Below are 16,110 nucleotides of genomic sequence, written 5' to 3' on the forward strand. Positions count from 1 at the left end.
GCGAAGCGATTAGATGCCAAGACCGCCGAAGCGCTTGTTGAACTTCGAAACGCGGCCGGCGCGGTCAACCATCTGCTGGTTGCCACCCGTCCAGGCCGGATGGGACTTGCTATCGATTTCGAGATTCATGACAGCGCCTTCAGAACCCCAGGTCGAGCGGGTTTCATATTCGGTGCCGTCGGTCATGACCACTTTGATCGTGTGGTAGTCGGGATGGATGTTTGCCTTCATAACAATCTTCCTGTCATGGCAGGGTCCATTTGTCGCAAGGCATTGCGGCAACCGAACCGATTGAATAAATGAAGCCGCAGTCCGGTTAGGCCACGGCTTCCAATTAAGATGGCGTGCCTATACATGAAGGCTGCAGGGATAACAAGGGGCGAAAACGTCAAGTCCCTTGCTGATACGGGGATTGGAGACGACTTGTCGGAAATTGGCCAGGCAGACGAAAAAACCAACAGGTCTATCCGACCCCTTGGACGACTGGCGCCCTATCTCAGGCGATATCGGGGCATGGTGGCCGGAGCGCTCGTCGCTCTTGTCGTTGCCGCCGTTACGTCGCTCGCTCTGCCGATCGCCGTGCGGCGCGTGATCGATCACGGCTTCGATCAGATCGACCGCGGCCTCATCGACAGCTATTTCATCGCGATCATGGCCATGGCCCTGTTGCTCGCCGCGGCGAGCGCCCTGCGCTACTATTTCGTCATTTCGATCGGCGAGCGCATCGTCTCCGACATGCGCCGCGAAGTCTTCGATCACGTGACGCGGCTGTCGCCCTCCTTCTTCGACGTCAACCAGTCGGGCGAGATCGTCTCGCGGCTGACGGCCGATACGACGCAGATCAAGTCGGCCGTCGGCTCGACGGCCTCGGCGGCGCTGCGCAACCTCATCCTCTGTCTCGGCGCCATGGTGATGATGATCTTCACCAGCCCGAAGCTTTCGAGCATCGTGCTGATCGCGATCCCCCTCATCGTGCTGCCGCTTGTCAGTTTCGGCCGTTCCGTGCGCAAACGCTCGCGCGCTGCGCAGGATAGGCTGGCCAATGCATCGGCCTATGCCAACGAAACCATCGCCGCCAGCCGCACCATACAGGCCTATAACGGCGAAGAGGCAGCCTCCCGGCGCTACGGCGCGGCGGTCGAGGACGCCTATCAGGCGGCGCGTGCGGCGATCAAATCCCGCTCGCTGCTGACAGGTTTTGCCATCGCCATGGTCTTCGGCAGCATCGTTGCCGTTCTCCGGGTCGGCGCGCAGAACGTGCTCGATGGCACGATGTCGGCGGGAACGCTCGGCCAGTTCCTGCTCTATTCCGTGATTGCCGGCTCCTCGCTCGGTTCGCTGTCGGAAGTCTGGGGCGAGCTGTCGCAGGCGGCAGGTGCTGCCGACCGCCTTGGCGAGCTTCTTGCCGAAGTTTCGCCGATCGCCGCACCGGCCGATCCCCAGCCTCTGCCGCAACCGCCACAGGGCCGGGTGGAGTTCTCGGACGTTCACTTCTCCTATCCGTCAAGGCCGAATAGATCGGCGCTGCACGGACTGTCCTTCTCGGTCACATCAGGCGAAACCGTGGCGATCGTCGGCGCATCAGGGGCCGGCAAGAGCACCATCTTCTCGCTGCTGCTGCGCTTTTACGATCCACAGCAGGGCAGCGTCGCCGTCGACGGCGTGGATATCAGCCGCGTTCCACCGGAGGCATTGCGCGAACGTATCGCCATCGTCCCCCAGGACACGACGATCTTCGCCAGCTCGATCCACGACAATATCGCCTTCGGACGCCCTGGCGCCTCTCGCGACGAAGTGCACGCCGCCGCCATCGCCGCTCAGGCGGACGAATTCATTTCACGTCTGGAGCAGGGTTACGATACGCAGGTGGGCGAGCGCGGCGTCACGCTTTCCGGCGGCCAGCGCCAGCGCATCGCCATTGCCCGCGCCATCCTGAAGAATGCACCGGTTCTCTTGCTCGATGAAGCGACCTCCGCGCTCGATGCCGAGAGCGAAACGCTTGTGCAGAAGGCGCTGGAAGGCCTGATGAAAACGCGCACCACCCTCGTCATCGCCCATCGCCTAGCAACCGTCCTGAAGGCCGATCGCATTCTCGTGCTGGATCAGGGCCGCATCGTCGAGGAGGGCACGCATCAGAGCCTGATCCGCCACGGCGGCATCTATGCGAAGCTCGCACGCCTGCAATTCGATGCCGGGATCGAGGAGCGCATGCTCGTCGCGAAATAGCGCGAACCGGGTTAAGTCACCCCGCATACAACCTTATGGAAATAACTTTCAAGTTGAGCTAGATTTTCAACGTTATCCCGCGCTGACGCGATTCTAGGAGACGAGAACCATGTATAAATTTGAAGTCTACAAGGACAAGGCCGGCGAGTTTCGCTTCCGCTTCAAAGCCTCGAACGGCGAAACCATGTTCGGGTCCGAAGGCTACAAGGCGAAGGCTTCAGCCCTGCATGCCATCGAATCGATCAAGGCACATGTCGGCGGCGCCATCATCGACGACCAGACCACCGCTACCGCCTAAGACTTCGCGTCAAGCGCTTGCTGTAAAGACCGGCCGGTCGCCGTTTGGCGTGCCGGCCGTTTTTTTTGTTCTACGATAAATTTTGAGAACCCCTTCACGCCTGTCGAATTCGCCGCTGCTCGCGGCTCATTGTATCGAAGCGGCAGAAAGTCGCTTCGCCGGCAGCGCCGCATATTCTACAATTGAATTTTCAGATGCAGCGTCTGCCCGGCACCATCAACAGAGCAAATGGGAGTTGTCTCATGCAATACGCTTTGATCATCCGTGAATCGGCCGAGGACTTTAAGCGCCGCGAGGATCCAGCCTACAAGAACGGCTGGATTGCCTACACTCAGGCACTTGTCCAGGCCGGCATCATGACCGGCGGCGCGGGATTGACCGCGCCGGAAACAGCGACGGTCGTCCGCCGCCGCGGCGAAGACCATGATGTGCAGGACGGCCCCTTCCCCGAGGGCAAAGAGCAGCTCGGCGGCTTCTACCTGATCGACGTGCCGGATCTCGATGCCGCACTGGAATGGGCCGTACGGGTGCCGGTCTCCCAGCAGGGCTCGGTCGAAGTGCGGCCACGCTTGCAGATGTAATCGTCATGACCTCAGAGGCCCGACGCGCTGCCGAACAGGCGGCGCGTCAATCCTACGGCAAGCTGATTGCTTTTCTCGCTGCGCGCTTCCGCGATGTGCCGGCGGCGGAAGATGCCTTGTCCGACGCGATCACGGCAGCGCTGGCTACCTGGCCGGAACGCGGCATCCCCGACAATCCCGAAGCATGGCTGCTGGTTTCGGCGAAGCGTAACCTGCTTCGCCGAATCAGGCACGAGAACGTCAAGACCGCCGCCCGTGAGAGGATAATGATGGCCTTCGACGAGGCGGAGGAGCGCATGAATGCCGACAATCCGATATTTCCGGATGAGCGATTGAAGCTCCTCTTCGTCTGTACCCATCCGGCTCTGGATCGATCCGCTCATACGCCGCTGATGCTGCAAACCGTGCTTGCCATCGATGCCGCAACCATCGCCAAGGCCTTCCTCGTCTCGCCGCAGGCCATGAGCCAACGGCTGGTGCGGGCGAAGATCAAGATCCGCGACGCCAATATCCCTTTTGTCGTTCCGGACCGATCCCTGTTGCCAGATCGATTGGAAAGCGTGCTCTCGGCGATCTATGCCGCCTACGGGCTCGGCTGGGACGGGGTTGACGGCGAGACCGGCAAGCAGGGCCATCTCGCCGATGAAGCCATCTGGCTCGGCCGTACGCTGCTGGCGACCCTGCCGGAGGAGCCGGAAGCAGCAGGCCTCTTGTCGCTGATGCTCTACAGCGAATCCCGCCGCGGGGCCCGCCGCGATGTGAATGGGCAGTATGTTCCTCTCGACCAACAGAATACCGCCCTCTGGGATGCCGAAATGATCGTCGAGGCCGACAAGCTGCTGCGACTGGCCGGTACATTCGACCATCTCGGTCCATTCCAGTGCCAGGCCGCAATTCAATCCGTACACGCCGACCGACGACGCTCCGGCGTGACCGACTGGACGGTACTTGCCAAGCTCTATGACGCGCTTGTGCTCATGAAGCCGACTGTCGGCGCCCGCGTTAGCCACGCGGCCGTCACAGGCAGGGTGCAAGGTCCGGCAGCCGGATTACGTCATCTGAATCAGATGGCAGAGCGCGATATCAACAGCTACCAGCCCTATTGGGCGGTGCGCGCGCATCTGTTAGCCGAGGTGGAGGATACGAAGGAGGCCGTCGCGGCCTACCAAATGGCAATCGGCTTGAGCGAGAGCAATGTTATACGCGACTGGCTGCAGAAGAAGCTAATCGCCCTCTGATCGCACCTAGCTTATCGAATGCCTAGACGGCTCATTACAACCTAATGTAAACAATTCCATAGAAGGATACGACTCAAGCGAAGGGATAGGGAAAGTGCATCGACGCTCCTTTGTCACCGGATCCGGTGCTTTCATCGCGCTTGTTTCAGTCGGTTTTGGCAAAGGTTACGCCGCGATGACGAAAAAGGAGAACTTTCCGCCGGCTCCACAGTGGAAACCATCCTTTCGGCAGCCGACCGGCAAGATAATAGAGCGAATCTCATATTATTTGGACGGGAAGCGCGACTTTACAGTCTTCCGCAATGGCACCTATGTCGTGTTGAAGCAGGGATTAAGTGACAAAGATGCCAAGTCGTTCTCGCTGACGACCCTCTCCAACATCTTTAACTCTCATCCCGACATGAATCCGCTGTCGATGGACGATGGCAACATTCTGGTCCGCTACAATCAACCAGCCATGAACGTGGTGCTACGTGACGTCGCTCGGGCGCATTGGCCGGAAATAGAGAAGCATCACCTTGAGGGGCTAGCTGCATCGGAAGTGCTGATCACACCGCAAGGACCGAACAAGTTCGACGACTTCGGCAAGCAAGCACTGCTTGGCCGGGCCTATATGTTCATGGATGCAGCGGCTCCCGAGATCATTGAGATCCATCGAGCAAACTGATTGAGCCGGCTCTCGACCAACCTGCCCTACTTCTCCGTCAGCTTCAACTCGATGCGCCGGTTGGTAGCGCGGGCGTCCGGCGTGTCGCCGGGAGCGATCGGCTGGAATTCGCCGAAGCCGGCCGCGACGAGCCTGTCGGCGGGGACGCCCTGTGCGATCAGGAACTTGACGACGGCGATGGCGCGCGCGGATGACAGCGCCCAGTTATCCGCATAGCGGCCGCTGCCCGAGAGCGGCACGTTGTCGGTATGGCCGTCGACACGCAGCACCCAATTGATCTCCGGCGGGATTTCCTTCGCCAAGTCAATAAGCGCGGCCGCAAGCTTGGCCATCTCCACCTGCCCGGCCGGATTGAGATCCGCCGCACCCGACGGGAACAACACTTCGGACTGGAACACGAAGCGGTCGCCGACGATGCGGATGTTGTCGCGGTCGGAAAGGATTTCACGCAACCGGCCGAAGAAATCGGAGCGATAGCGGTTCAGCTCCTGCACGCGCTGCGCCAGCGCCACGTTCAATCGCCGCCCGAGATCGGCAATCTTGACCTGCGACGACTGATCCTTGGACTCGGACGCCTGAAGCGCCGCCTCCACCGCGGCGATCTGGCTGCGGAGAGCGGCAATCTGCTGATTGAGGAGATCGACCTGGCTCAGCGCCCTGACGCTTGCCTGCTTCTGCTCGTCGAGCTGCTGCGTGAGCGTGCCGACACGCGTCTCGGCCGCCTGACTATTGCCGGAACCGGCGGCGAGCAAGGCCTGCAGGCGCGAGCGCTCACTCTCCGCTGACGAAAGGGATGCCTGCAGGTTGGCGACCGAATCCTCGAGGTCCTGCTTGCCGTTCTTTTCCAATGCCAGTTGCTCGACCAGATCGTTAATACGACTGTTCAGGCGATTGAGCACCTCGTCGCGACCCGATATTTCGCGGCTCAGAATGAATTGGCCGACGACGAAGACCGTGAGCAGGAACATGATGGCCATCAGCAGCGTCGACAGCGCGTCGACGAATCCAGGCCAATAATCGACCGATCTCTGATGGCGTCGGTTGCGGGCGAGCGCCATGGTCTACTTGCTCCCGGTCTTCTCGACATGGCCGATACGATCGGCAAGGCGATCGAGCGTCCGGCGCATCGATTTCGCCTCTTCCTGCTGCGCCTCGATCCAGTCGCGCAGCATCTGCTGCTCGTTGCGCATGTTCTTGACCAGGCCCTGAATGCCCTCGGCGAGGTTCGCCATCGCCGTTACCGAACGCTGGCCACCGCCCTCTTCGGCGATCTTGCGCAGATAATCCGACAGCGCCCGCACATCCTCCGAAGAGGCCCCGGCTGCACCTTCGATAACAGGCGCCATATCGGAACCGACATCGGTGACGGAAGAAAGCCAATTTTCAAGTTCGGTATAAAAGCGGTTTTGCGCGCGGCCGGCCTGGAGGTCGAGAAAGCCGAGGATCAGCGATCCGGAAAGGCCGAGCAGCGAAGACGAGAAGGCCGTGCCCATGCCCACCAGCGGGCCGGACAGGCCGGTCTTCAACGCACCAAGAATATCGCCGCTGTTGCCCGAACCGACGTCGAGACTCTGGATAACATCGTTGATCGAGCCGATCGTGCCGATCAGACCCCAGAATGTGCCGAGCAGGCCGAGAAAGACAAGCAGGCCGATGAGATAACGCGAGGTATCACGCGATTCGTCGAGGCGCGTCGCAATGGAGTCGAGAATGGAGCGCAAGGTCGCGGTCGACAGCTGCATCGCGCGGCGATTGCCGAGCAGCGCCCGCATCGGTGCCAGAAGTCGAGGGCTACGACCGACCTTGTCGGCGGCATTGCCAACGGCGCGGAAGTGATTGAACCAGCGAACCTCTGGTCTCAGCATCAACACATGATTGAAGACAAGCAGGATGCCGACCGCCAGAACACCCAGAATGAGGCCGTTGAGGCCGGGATTATGCAGGAAGGCGACCTGGGCCTGCCGAAACAGGATGGCGACGATAAAACCGACGATGATCAGGAAAAGAATCATCGTCCAGAAGAAGGCCATGGGGCTTGAGAGCTTGTAGGCGTAGCCGCCCGACACGTTGTCGGTCGATCCAAGATCCGCCAGTTTCACATTTTCCATCACACGCTCCGCCGCATTTTCCGCAGGCGGAGACTAGAGCAACATTGTGCCGAATTGAAGAGACGGAAAGCACAAAACAGCCCGTTGGCAACAGACTGTTTCACCGCATGAAAGATGAAGAAAGACGAACTTACTTCGTCGGGATCGGCCGCTTGACGACTTCGGCGAGCGCCTTCTGGATGTGCTCGTTGCCGCAGATGATCGAGCTCGTGCCGAGCATATCGGTGCCGCCATCGAAATCGGAGACGAAACCGCCGGCTTCACGGATCAGCAGAATGCCGGCAGCCATGTCCCAGGCAGACAAGCCAACTTCCCAGAAACCGTCGAAGCGGCCGGCCGCCACATAGGCGAGATCGAGCGCTGCCGAGCCGATGCGACGGATGCCGGCGACTTCACCCATGACATGGCGCAACTCGACGAGGAACTTGCCGTGATTGCCGCGACCGAGATGCGGAACGCCGCAGCCGATGACGCAATCAGACAGCACGCGGCGCGAGGCGACACGCAAGCGGCGATCGTTGAGGAAAGCGCCACCGCCGCGCTCTGCGGTGTAGAGCTCGTCCGTCGCCGGATTGAAGATGACGCCGGCCACGATCTCTCCGTTACGCTCAAGGGCGATCGATACCGAGAACATCGGAATGCCATGCAGAAAGTTGGTGGTGCCATCGAGCGGATCGACTATCCAGCGATGCGCGCCGTCGGTGCCCTTGATCTCCTCGTCTTCTTCGCCGAGGAAACCGTAGGTCGGTCGCGCCTTCATCAGCTCATCGCGGATGATCTTCTGCGCCTTGAGATCGGCCTGACTGACGAAATCGCCCGGTCCCTTCACCGAAACCTGCAGGTTCTGCACTTCGCCGAAATCGCGGCTGAGTGACTTGCCTGCCTTGAGGGCAGCCTGAACCATGACATTGAGAAGAGCAGAACGGGCCATCGGATTTCCTTGGATAATGCAGAAGGTGCTGACCGGACCCGAAAATCAGGCCCCGGCGGAGCGGGAGCGTCAGCGCACATAAAAGATTGGCGGCCTCAAGACCATAAAATCGGGGGAATTTCAAGTGGCGAGGCTATGGCGCGTGCAAACAGACGCCGGGCGCCGCCGAATAAGACCGGATTCGGGCCTTCCGCTACCGCGCCCGGCGAAATCTATTGGCGGCGTCGATCGCCGCCTTCTGCTGAAAATCCTCGATGCCCTGGTAGAAATCCTCAAGCTCCGGATCCTTCAGGCCGGCGCGGCGGGAAATCACATACCAGGTCGCCGCGGCCACCGGATCCTGCTTCGTACCGATGGCATTGATATAGAGATGAGCCAGCTTGTTCTGCGCGACGACATTGCCGCGATAGGCAGCAACACGCATCCAGTTGAAACCGTTTTCGAGATCCTGCTTGCCGCCCGTGCCGTTGATCAGCCAGATGCCCATATCGAGCTGGGCGGTATCGAAGCCGGCATTGGCCGCGCGCGAAAGCCACTCCCGGGCCTGCCCCTTCTTTTCCGGCGGCAGGTCGGGCATATTAAGATAGAGCTGCGAAACTGCGTATTGCGCGTCGGCGATGCCCTGCTCGGCGGACTTCTCATAATAGGGAAGCGCCAGTTGCAGGCCCTTGATTCCGGGGTTTTCGGCCGTCAAAGTCTGCGCCCAGTTGAATTCGGCGGAGGCCTGCCCCGCCTCGGCCGCCTTCTTCATCCACTCATCCGCCTTCTTCTGGTCGCGCGGCACATCGCGCCCTTCCATCAGGATCAGCGCGTATTTGAACATCGATGTCTCATCGCCGCCCGCGGCAGCCTTGCTGTACCAGAAGGCGGCGTCCTTCGCATCGCGCTTGACGCCCAGTCCCTGCGACATCAGTTCGGCAATCAGGGTCTGCGCGGCGGGATCGCCCAGCTGCGCTCGCGGCAGGGCCTTCTGGAATGCGGTCAGATAGTAGCCGCGCTGGAACGCGCCGTAGGCATCGTCGACCTTGCCCTTGAAAGGCTTCTCCGGCGGCAGATCGGGCAGATTTGCGCCCATGCGGTCGAACACGCCGACACCCTCGGACGGCTTGACATCACCATTGGCCTTTGGCTCGGCACCCGGCTGGATCTTCTCGGTCTTGAACGTACCGGCTCCGGCATCCATGGGCCGCGTCACGATGCTGTCGTTTCGTTGCGGAGCGGCATCGTCCGGTACAGCCGAACCATCATCGGACTGTCCGTTGTCATCGACCCGCGCACCCTTGTCTGCCGGCGCCGTGACGCCGGGCAAAGAGGTATCCCCGGTTCCCGATTGCGCTGCAGCCAGCAATGGAAATGCCGCGAGCCCTACGGCGAGCGCGGCAAGAAAGACTTGATGGCGGAATCGAGGCTCAAACGACATGAATCGCTATCAATCCTCAAACCGTGGCGCTTTTTCGTCGAGCAGCGCATTCACTTCAGCGACGATTGAGGGGGCAGCAGCGGGATCGGCAAAAACCGCTTCGCGCAGCGCCACGAATTCGGCGCCGGTCAAAGCCACCTCAAGCGCCGATTTCGCATCGGTGCCCCCCATGACGATGCACGGAATCTCGATCATCGACGCCCACCATTCGCCGAGCGCGAGATTTTTCGGATGCGCCTCAGGCTTGATGTCGCCATCGAGCTTGCCGAAGAAGATATAGTCGGGGCGCAGTTCGCCAACCTCCAGCGCGTGGTGCCTGTCCGCCGCATTCCCGGCGCCGACGATGAGCTTCGGCACGAATTTCTCCACGGCATCCGTAAGCTCCGCGACGTTGCCTGTGATATGCAACCCGTCGGCCTTGACCCGGCCGGCCACGCGGCTATCGCCGGCGATCAGCGCCGCGCCACCCGCCGCCTGCACGATCGGCACCAGCTTTTCCGCGTGTTTCTGGAAAACGCCGTCATCCAGCCCGTATTGAGGGATGATCACCGACGCCACGTCCCCGCCCCTGAGTGCATCGGCCACAACCTTTGCCTGCTCTTCGATATCGGCAATATCGGGAACGATGAGAACGAGGCGGCAGCGATCTTCGGGCGCGGTCATGCGAGCTTCCATGGTTTCGGGTTTCATCGTCAGTGATAACGCACCCGGTTCGATAGTCGTGAGTAAATCCGTTAGCCCGGTCTGACAAGGGGCCGCGGTCGAAACTGGCGGTCTGCGGAAGATGCCATGCGTAATTAGCCGCTTGCGACAGCCGCTTTCTCGCTCGACACACACATTCTATCATGCAACGCACAATTGACTTGCCGCCCCTTGGTGTTTGACGTAGCTTTTCGGCATGTCGACCATGGACCCCTTCGCTGCCATCGCGGATCCGAACCGGCGCTATTTGCTGGAGGAGTTGCGTCGCGCACCCAAAACGGTCAACGAGCTGGCGCAGGGCCTGCCGATCAGCCGCCCGGCGGTTTCCCAACATCTCAAGGCGCTTCTCGACAGCAATCTCGTTTCCGTGACCAATGAGGGCACGAAACGCATATACGCCGTCAATAGCCGCGGCTTTGACAAGCTCAATCTATGGCTGGATCAATTCTGGGCCTGAAAGCTGACCCCGGCGACTTTGCGATCGACCGGAAAATTGCGCCAACCCTACACCTGACGCTATGACGCTGGCGCATCCGCTTTTTGCCGGTAGTGTTCATCGACCTTGGCCGGGCAATCGCTTCGGGATCTTACGATCCCCCTGTCTTACCCACCAAGATCGATGCTTTTAATCTTTGGAGTTTTGCGTCAGTGAACTGACGAACGCAGACGTTGGATTTCGTCCTTAACACGCAGCTTCCTGCGTTTGATGTCGGCTATTTCGGTATCATTGATAGAGGGAGATGTTCGTGCCACATGTAGCTCCTCCTCGAGAGCGACATGCTTCTTTTCGAGCGATTCAAGATGAGCTTGAACAGTCATATGACCCTTCCTTCCTCTTTAAGAGCTCTGACCATCCATTCGCCAGAGCTCTAGGTGTCAACCCTATCACTGTGCCATATTATCGAACCCTTGTCGAAGGCGAAAACGTGGCTTATGGGCGGCAAATTCGTGATGAAGGATAACTTCCCGTTATCGCTATTTGGTGATAGGAGCTTGCGGAATTCATGAGGCGGAGCGAATGCGATTCCGCGAGGTGCTGGGGAAATAAGCATGCCCGATCAGGAACAGGCAGAAATCAGGCTGGTCGTGGCGCGACTGCGTCAGGAACACGAGGATTTTGATGTCGCCATCAACGCCATGATCCAGACGGGCTGCGACGCCCTTCGTATCCAGCGCATGAAAAAGAAGAAGCTCGTCATCAAGGACAAGCTGACCAAGCTGGAAGACCAGATCATTCCCGACATCATAGCTTGAGGAGCACAAAGCGACGATGATGACCGAAAGACCGCCTGTCGCCATCATCATGGGAAGCCAGTCAGACTGGGAAACCATGAAGAATGCCGCAGACACTCTGGAAGCCTTGGAGATCACCTATGATGCGCGCATCATCTCCGCGCACCGAACGCCGGACAGGCTGGTGAGTTTTGCCAAGGGTGCGAAGGACGAAGGCTTCAAGGTCATCATTGCCGGCGCCGGTGGCGCGGCTCATCTTCCGGGCATGGCCGCTTCGATGACGCCGCTGCCGGTCTTCGGCGTGCCCGTACAATCACGCGCTCTGTCCGGCCAGGACAGCCTCCTTTCCATCGTACAGATGCCGGCCGGCATTCCCGTTGGAACGCTGGCGATCGGCAAGGCCGGCGCGGTCAACGCCGCCTTGCTTGCTGCTGCCGTACTGGCGCTCGGTGACGAAGAGATCGCCGATCGCCTTGATGAATGGCGCGCCCGCCAGAGCGCTGCCGTTGCCGAATATCCGATGGACGACCTATGACCGCAAAGACGATCGGCATCATTGGCGGCGGCCAGCTCGGCCGCATGCTGGCCATGGCGGCAGCACGCCTGAATTTCCGCACTATCATTCTCGAACCGCAGACAGACTGCCCGGCAGCACAGGTCTCCAACGAACAGATCGTTGCCGCCTACGACGATCCGGCGGCACTCTTGGAACTGGCAAAGCGCTGCGACGTCGTGACCTATGAGTTCGAAAACGTTCCGGTCACCGCCGCAGAGAAGCTTGCCCAGGAGGTCCCCGTCTATCCGCCGCCGAAGGCGTTGGAAATGGCGCAGGACAGGTTGACCGAGAAGCGGTTCATCAATGGCTGTGGCATTCCGACCGCCCGCTTCCATGCCGTCGACAACCAGAGCGATCTCGAAGCAGCACTTGCCGATTTTGGCGGCCAGGGCGTGCTGAAGACGCGCCGTCTCGGCTATGACGGCAAGGGACAGCGTGTCTATCGCTCCGCCGCCGACAGCGCCGAAGGCGGCTATTCGGCGCTCGGCAGCGTGCCACTCATTCTCGAAAGCTTCGTCTCCTTCGAGCGCGAGATTTCCATCATCGCCGCGCGCGGCCTCGACGGTGCGGTTGCGTGCTACGACCCGGCCGAAAACGTCCATCGCGACGGCATCCTCCATACCTCCACGCTGCCCGCTCGTATTTCCGACGCGACGGCAGCCGCGGCACGTGAAGCGGCCGAGAAGATTTTGACCGCACTCGGCTATGTCGGCGTTATCGGCATCGAGTTCTTCGCACTTGCCGACGGCAGCCTGATTGCCAATGAGATGGCGCCGCGCGTCCACAATTCCGGCCACTGGACGGAGGCGGCCTGCGTCATCTCGCAATTCGAGCAGCATATCCGCGCCGTCACCGGCCTCCCGCTCGGCAACCCCGTCCGCCATTCCGACTGCGTAATGACGAATCTGATCGGCGACGACATCCTTTCGGTCCCCGATTGGCTGCGCCGTGACGATGTGCTAGTGCATCTCTATGGCAAGACCGAGTCGCGTCCCGGGCGCAAAATGGGCCATGTGACGCAGCTTCACCGCTAACAACGCAGGGAAAAAGCCCTGACGTGGTTGACAGGGCCCAGGCGACAAGGTATTTGCTCCCCACCCTAAAGAGCGCGCCCTGAGCGCGCTTTTGATTGTTAAAAGACACGGGCGAATGTGACATTCCCCCTCGAACATCGCGGATCAGAAAAATGAAGATCAAGAATTCGCTCAAGTCGCTCAAGGCGCGCCACCGTGACAACCGTCTCGTTCGCCGCAAGGGCCGCATGTACATCATCAACAAGCTGAACCCGCGCTTCAAGGCTCGTCAGGGCTGATAAAGCGCGCGGCCTGATCCCTATGGATCCGGCGCTCAGTTTTAGTTGATCGCATCAAATTTGTTTTGATCTTCGACATTGGCGGGCTACTATGCCCGCCATGCGCGTTTTTGCTTTGTCATATCTAGCCCTGCCTATCCTCCTTGTCCTGAGTGCTGCCGCGCCACATGTGGCGATGGCTGACGATTCGAGTATCGTCGAAAGGAAGGATCCCGGTGATTCCTCAGGCAGCCTCTCGCCGAAACAGCGGCTCGACAATCTCTTCACGGCGTTGAAGCGCCAGCGCGATCCCGATCAGGCAAGCCTTATTGCAGATCAGATCAATACGGAGTTGAGCGATTCCGGTAGCGCGACGATCAATCTCCTGATGCAATGGGCCGACAAGGCCATTCAGGAAAAGCGCAATGCTGCAGCGATGGACTTCCTCGATCAGGTGATCGCGCTGAAGCCCGACTATGTCGAAGGTTGGAATCGTCGCGCGACGCTCAACTACGCCATCGGCGACTACCGCAAGTCGATGGAGGACATCAACCAGGTTCTGCGGATAGAGCCGCGCCATTTCGGCGCGCTGGCTGGCATGGCGGCCATCCTGAGCGAACGTGGCAATGACGAGCTGACCCTGAAGGCTTGGGAACGCTTCCTTGAGATATATCCAGCCAATCGATCCGCGCAGGAACAGGCCGGCAAGCTATCGGAAAAGATTGCCGGCAGCCGGACTTGAGGCGTAGGATGCGGCCGTACCCGTCGCCCGGATGACGCTCGAAAGAGAATGAAAAGCCGCGGGTTTGCGCTAGATTAGTGGCTTTCGATATTTGATGCGTGCCGCAATGATCGATTCTCTGTTTGCCACCGTTGCTGTGTTTCTTGTCTTGGGCGCCGGCTTCTCCGCCTACAAGACGCGTGCCATCGAGCGAGCCTATCCCAATATCGGCGAGCTTACGGATGTTGGCGGCTACCGCTTGAATGCCCTGCATGTGCCGCGCCCGGCCACATCGGATCTGCCGCCGCTGGTTTTCATCCATGGCGCCAGCGGAAACTTGCGCGACCAGTTCGAAGCTTTTGCCGCGCCACTCAAGGGCCGTGCGGAAATGCTGTTCGTCGACCGGCCCGGCCATGGCTATTCCGAGCGTGGCACTGCGGAAAACGCCCTGCCCTCCGGTCAGGCCGATGCCATCGCCAGGCTCATGGACAAACGCGGCATCAAGAGCGCCATCATCATCGGCCATTCCTTCGGCGGCGCGATCGCCGCCGCTTTCGCCATGCGACACCCGGAGAAGACTGAGGGCCTGCTCTTCCTGGCGCCCGCGACTCATCCATGGCCCGGCGGCGTCGACTGGTACTATACCCTCGCCGCCATGCCCTTCTTAGGTTGGCTCTTCACGCACATGTTCGTCATCCCGATTGGCCTGCGCCGTGTCGAGAACGGCACGCTCAGCGTCTTCCACCCGAATGAGCGGCCGGCCGACTATATAGCGAAGACCGCGCCGGAACTGGTGCTGCGCCCGCAAACCTTCCGCAACAACGCGGCCGACGTCGTCAATCTCTTCGGCTATGTCTCCGCCCACGCATCGCGTTATCGCGAGATCAAGGCGCCCACGATCATCATCACCGGTGATAGCGACGATATCGTCCTGGAGAAGCTGCATTCGCGCGGCCTGGCGCGCGATATCCCCGGCTCCGAGCTCATCACCATCCGCAATCTCGGCCATAAACCCGATTACGTGACCACGGATGTCGCGATCGCCGCCATGGAGCGGCTGGCAGGTCAGCCGCGCGACCTGCAGAGATTGGCGGCGCAGGCGGAAATCCGCATCGCCCGCCTCAAGAGCGAACCTACCCCACCGTCTCAGGCCGTGACGACATCGTAACCGGCGCATCCGCGAAGGTTCGACCCTGCGGCGTGGCTTCAACCGTTTGCCGCACCGCCTGCAGGATGATCGACGCCAATCGATCCGTCGCCGGGCTTGCCTCCGCCTCGGCACGATGCAGCACGAGATCGAGCTTGGGCAGCAGAGGCAAACCGGCCTCGCCTGGGGACAGTTGCCTTACCTTGTCGGGCAGGCCGAGTGGCGTGCGTATCGTCAGGCCGAGGCCTGCCGCCGTTGCCGCCCAAAGCCCTCCGAGGCTCGGGCTGACAAAGGAAATCCGCCAGCCGATGCCGGCACGGTCAAGCATTTTCGTGGCGATGGATCGCAAGAGACAGGGCGCCTCGAGCGATGCGAGGGGCAGAGGTTCGCCGCTGCCGGCGTGCCAATGCACGGCACCAAGCACCGGACCGACCCAGCACATTGGCACTTCGGCAATGCGATCCGAATGCGCGGTGCGAAAGCCGTCACTCCATGCAAGCGCCAGATCGAGCTTGCCGGATGTCACCCGTTCGACGAGTTCCGCATTGCGCACCACCCGCGCCTCGATACGCACCTTCGGATGGGCGCGTGCAAAGCGGCCAAGCACATCAGGCAGCAGGGTTTCGCCGAAATCCTCCTGCAGGCCGAGCCGCACCCAGCCCTCCAGTTCAGCGCCGTGGATCGCCGTCGCGGCCTCGTCATTCAGGTCCAGCAACCGTCGTGCATAGGCAAGCATGGTCTCGCCGGCCTCGGTCAGCGCCAGCCCGCGCCCGGCCTTGCGAAAGATCGGCGTGCCAGCCTGCTCCTCCAGTTTCTTGAGCTGGGCGCTGATCGCCGACGTCGAGCGGCCAAGGCGGTCTGCCGCCTTGGCGAAGCTGCCTAGCTCCATGCCAGTGACGAAGCTGCGCAGGACGTCGAGGTCGAAGATGATCTTCCGCATGGCTAATCGTCCATATTTTTGGGATCATAAGTCCTAAATTATCTGATTTTA

20 protein-coding genes are annotated in these 16,110 nt (G+C 60.6%); 12 read left to right on the forward strand and 8 right to left on the reverse strand.

Annotation, left to right across the window (positions count from 1 at the left end; translation table 11 throughout):
- Positions 1-9: 9 nt before the first annotated feature.
- Positions 10-231, reverse strand: coding sequence for a 50S ribosomal protein L31 (gene rpmE / locus AB8B29_RS12760; protein ID WP_037196451.1), 222 nt, complete (start codon positions 229-231; stop codon positions 10-12).
- A gap of 123 nt (positions 232-354) precedes the next feature.
- On the opposite strand from rpmE, the gene AB8B29_RS12765 reads away from it, so the two are divergent.
- From AB8B29_RS12765 to AB8B29_RS12785, 5 genes are all read left to right on the forward strand, one after another.
- Complete coding sequence (locus AB8B29_RS12765; protein WP_376774234.1) at positions 355-2,226, forward strand: ABC transporter transmembrane domain-containing protein; 1,872 nt, start codon at positions 355-357, stop codon at positions 2,224-2,226.
- A gap of 109 nt (positions 2,227-2,335) precedes the next feature.
- Complete coding sequence (locus AB8B29_RS12770; RefSeq protein WP_037196448.1) at positions 2,336-2,524, forward strand: YegP family protein; 189 nt, start codon at positions 2,336-2,338, stop codon at positions 2,522-2,524.
- A 242-nt stretch (positions 2,525-2,766) separates the two neighbouring features.
- The gene (locus AB8B29_RS12775; RefSeq protein ID WP_037196447.1) at positions 2,767-3,105 is read left to right on the forward strand and encodes a YciI family protein; all 339 of its coding nucleotides are present in this window, start codon (positions 2,767-2,769) and stop codon (positions 3,103-3,105) included.
- Positions 3,106-3,110: 5 nt separating this feature from the next.
- Positions 3,111-4,343, forward strand: a complete 1,233-nt coding sequence (locus AB8B29_RS12780) for an RNA polymerase sigma factor (RefSeq protein ID WP_037196446.1) — start codon at positions 3,111-3,113, stop codon at positions 4,341-4,343.
- A gap of 94 nt (positions 4,344-4,437) precedes the next feature.
- A complete protein-coding gene (locus AB8B29_RS12785) occupies positions 4,438-5,010 on the forward strand; it encodes a hypothetical protein (protein ID WP_113118530.1) in 573 nt (190 codons plus the stop codon).
- Between the two features lie 26 nt (positions 5,011-5,036).
- On the opposite strand, the gene AB8B29_RS12790 is transcribed toward AB8B29_RS12785, so the two are convergent.
- From AB8B29_RS12790 to AB8B29_RS12810, 5 genes are all read right to left on the reverse strand, one after another.
- Complete coding sequence (locus AB8B29_RS12790; RefSeq protein ID WP_037196444.1) at positions 5,037-6,068, reverse strand: peptidoglycan -binding protein; 1,032 nt, start codon at positions 6,066-6,068, stop codon at positions 5,037-5,039.
- Between the two features lie 3 nt (positions 6,069-6,071).
- On the reverse strand, positions 6,072-7,118 hold the full coding sequence (locus tag AB8B29_RS12795) for a MotA/TolQ/ExbB proton channel family protein (protein ID WP_037196443.1): 1,047 nt from the start codon (positions 7,116-7,118) through the stop codon (positions 6,072-6,074).
- Between the two features lie 130 nt (positions 7,119-7,248).
- Complete coding sequence (locus tag AB8B29_RS12800) at positions 7,249-8,049, reverse strand: inositol monophosphatase family protein (protein ID WP_037196442.1); 801 nt, start codon at positions 8,047-8,049, stop codon at positions 7,249-7,251.
- Between the two features lie 193 nt (positions 8,050-8,242).
- Positions 8,243-9,469: a tetratricopeptide repeat protein gene (locus AB8B29_RS12805; RefSeq protein WP_037196441.1), complete on the reverse strand. Its 1,227-nt coding sequence runs from the start codon at positions 9,467-9,469 to the stop codon at positions 8,243-8,245.
- 9 nt (positions 9,470-9,478) lie between these two features.
- Positions 9,479-10,132: a thiamine phosphate synthase gene (locus AB8B29_RS12810; protein WP_037196598.1), complete on the reverse strand. Its 654-nt coding sequence runs from the start codon at positions 10,130-10,132 to the stop codon at positions 9,479-9,481.
- 235 nt (positions 10,133-10,367) lie between these two features.
- Here AB8B29_RS12810 and AB8B29_RS12815 point away from each other — a divergent pair, with 235 nt between their 5' ends.
- Positions 10,368-10,628, forward strand: coding sequence for an ArsR/SmtB family transcription factor (locus AB8B29_RS12815; protein WP_004117412.1), 261 nt, complete (start codon positions 10,368-10,370; stop codon positions 10,626-10,628).
- Between the two features lie 188 nt (positions 10,629-10,816).
- Here AB8B29_RS12815 and AB8B29_RS12820 read toward each other — a convergent pair whose 3' ends face one another.
- Positions 10,817-10,990, reverse strand: a complete 174-nt coding sequence (locus AB8B29_RS12820; protein WP_034503556.1) for a YdcH family protein — start codon at positions 10,988-10,990, stop codon at positions 10,817-10,819.
- A 231-nt stretch (positions 10,991-11,221) separates the two neighbouring features.
- Between AB8B29_RS12820 and AB8B29_RS12825 the strand changes: the two genes are divergently transcribed.
- From AB8B29_RS12825 to AB8B29_RS12850, 6 genes are all read left to right on the forward strand, one after another.
- Positions 11,222-11,425 carry a YdcH family protein gene (locus tag AB8B29_RS12825; RefSeq protein WP_037196437.1) on the forward strand — a complete coding sequence of 68 codons (204 nt, stop codon included), beginning with the start codon at positions 11,222-11,224 and terminating at the stop codon, positions 11,423-11,425.
- Between the two features lie 19 nt (positions 11,426-11,444).
- Positions 11,445-11,939, forward strand: coding sequence for a 5-(carboxyamino)imidazole ribonucleotide mutase (purE, locus tag AB8B29_RS12830; RefSeq protein WP_037196597.1), 495 nt, complete (start codon positions 11,445-11,447; stop codon positions 11,937-11,939).
- Entirely contained in the window at positions 11,936-12,994 is a 1,059-nt protein-coding gene (locus AB8B29_RS12835) for a 5-(carboxyamino)imidazole ribonucleotide synthase (protein WP_113118532.1), read from the forward strand. Before purE ends, AB8B29_RS12835 begins: the two co-directional genes overlap by 4 nt.
- A gap of 152 nt (positions 12,995-13,146) precedes the next feature.
- Entirely contained in the window at positions 13,147-13,272 is a 126-nt protein-coding gene (gene ykgO / locus AB8B29_RS12840) for a type B 50S ribosomal protein L36 (protein ID WP_003542835.1), read from the forward strand.
- Between the two features lie 91 nt (positions 13,273-13,363).
- The gene (locus AB8B29_RS12845; protein WP_047638954.1) at positions 13,364-13,993 is read left to right on the forward strand and encodes a hypothetical protein; all 630 of its coding nucleotides are present in this window, start codon (positions 13,364-13,366) and stop codon (positions 13,991-13,993) included.
- 106 nt (positions 13,994-14,099) lie between these two features.
- On the forward strand, positions 14,100-15,140 hold the full coding sequence (locus AB8B29_RS12850) for an alpha/beta fold hydrolase (protein ID WP_052224184.1): 1,041 nt from the start codon (positions 14,100-14,102) through the stop codon (positions 15,138-15,140).
- Here the strand turns inward: AB8B29_RS12850 and AB8B29_RS12855 are convergent.
- Positions 15,106-16,059, reverse strand: a complete 954-nt coding sequence (locus AB8B29_RS12855; RefSeq protein ID WP_092573442.1) for a LysR substrate-binding domain-containing protein — start codon at positions 16,057-16,059, stop codon at positions 15,106-15,108. The two genes, AB8B29_RS12850 and AB8B29_RS12855, sit on opposite strands and share 35 nt — an antisense overlap.
- Between the last annotated feature and the right edge of the window lie 51 nt (positions 16,060-16,110).

Source organism: Rhizobium sp. 11_C7_N12_5 (assembly GCF_051811145.1).
Lineage (GTDB): Bacteria > Pseudomonadota > Alphaproteobacteria > Rhizobiales > Rhizobiaceae > Rhizobium > Rhizobium lusitanum.

Coding starts and splice junctions, on each gene's coding strand:
- rpmE (WP_037196451.1), bottom strand. CDS start 231: ATGAAGGCAAACATCCATCCCGACTACCACACGATCAAAGTGGTCATG.
- AB8B29_RS12765 (WP_376774234.1), top strand. CDS start 355: ATGAAGGCTGCAGGGATAACAAGGGGCGAAAACGTCAAGTCCCTTGCT.
- AB8B29_RS12770 (WP_037196448.1), top strand. CDS start 2,336: ATGTATAAATTTGAAGTCTACAAGGACAAGGCCGGCGAGTTTCGCTTC.
- AB8B29_RS12775 (WP_037196447.1), top strand. CDS start 2,767: ATGCAATACGCTTTGATCATCCGTGAATCGGCCGAGGACTTTAAGCGC.
- AB8B29_RS12780 (WP_037196446.1), top strand. CDS start 3,111: ATGACCTCAGAGGCCCGACGCGCTGCCGAACAGGCGGCGCGTCAATCC.
- AB8B29_RS12790 (WP_037196444.1), bottom strand. CDS start 6,068: ATGGCGCTCGCCCGCAACCGACGCCATCAGAGATCGGTCGATTATTGG.
- AB8B29_RS12795 (WP_037196443.1), bottom strand. CDS start 7,118: ATGGAAAATGTGAAACTGGCGGATCTTGGATCGACCGACAACGTGTCG.
- AB8B29_RS12800 (WP_037196442.1), bottom strand. CDS start 8,049: ATGGCCCGTTCTGCTCTTCTCAATGTCATGGTTCAGGCTGCCCTCAAG.
- AB8B29_RS12805 (WP_037196441.1), bottom strand. CDS start 9,469: ATGTCGTTTGAGCCTCGATTCCGCCATCAAGTCTTTCTTGCCGCGCTC.
- AB8B29_RS12810 (WP_037196598.1), bottom strand. CDS start 10,132: ATGACCGCGCCCGAAGATCGCTGCCGCCTCGTTCTCATCGTTCCCGAT.
- AB8B29_RS12815 (WP_004117412.1), top strand. CDS start 10,368: ATGTCGACCATGGACCCCTTCGCTGCCATCGCGGATCCGAACCGGCGC.
- AB8B29_RS12820 (WP_034503556.1), bottom strand. CDS start 10,990: ATGACTGTTCAAGCTCATCTTGAATCGCTCGAAAAGAAGCATGTCGCT.
- AB8B29_RS12825 (WP_037196437.1), top strand. CDS start 11,222: ATGCCCGATCAGGAACAGGCAGAAATCAGGCTGGTCGTGGCGCGACTG.
- purE (WP_037196597.1), top strand. CDS start 11,445: ATGACCGAAAGACCGCCTGTCGCCATCATCATGGGAAGCCAGTCAGAC.
- AB8B29_RS12835 (WP_113118532.1), top strand. CDS start 11,936: ATGACCGCAAAGACGATCGGCATCATTGGCGGCGGCCAGCTCGGCCGC.
- ykgO (WP_003542835.1), top strand. CDS start 13,147: ATGAAGATCAAGAATTCGCTCAAGTCGCTCAAGGCGCGCCACCGTGAC.
- AB8B29_RS12845 (WP_047638954.1), top strand. CDS start 13,364: ATGCCCGCCATGCGCGTTTTTGCTTTGTCATATCTAGCCCTGCCTATC.
- AB8B29_RS12850 (WP_052224184.1), top strand. CDS start 14,100: ATGATCGATTCTCTGTTTGCCACCGTTGCTGTGTTTCTTGTCTTGGGC.
- AB8B29_RS12855 (WP_092573442.1), bottom strand. CDS start 16,059: ATGCGGAAGATCATCTTCGACCTCGACGTCCTGCGCAGCTTCGTCACT.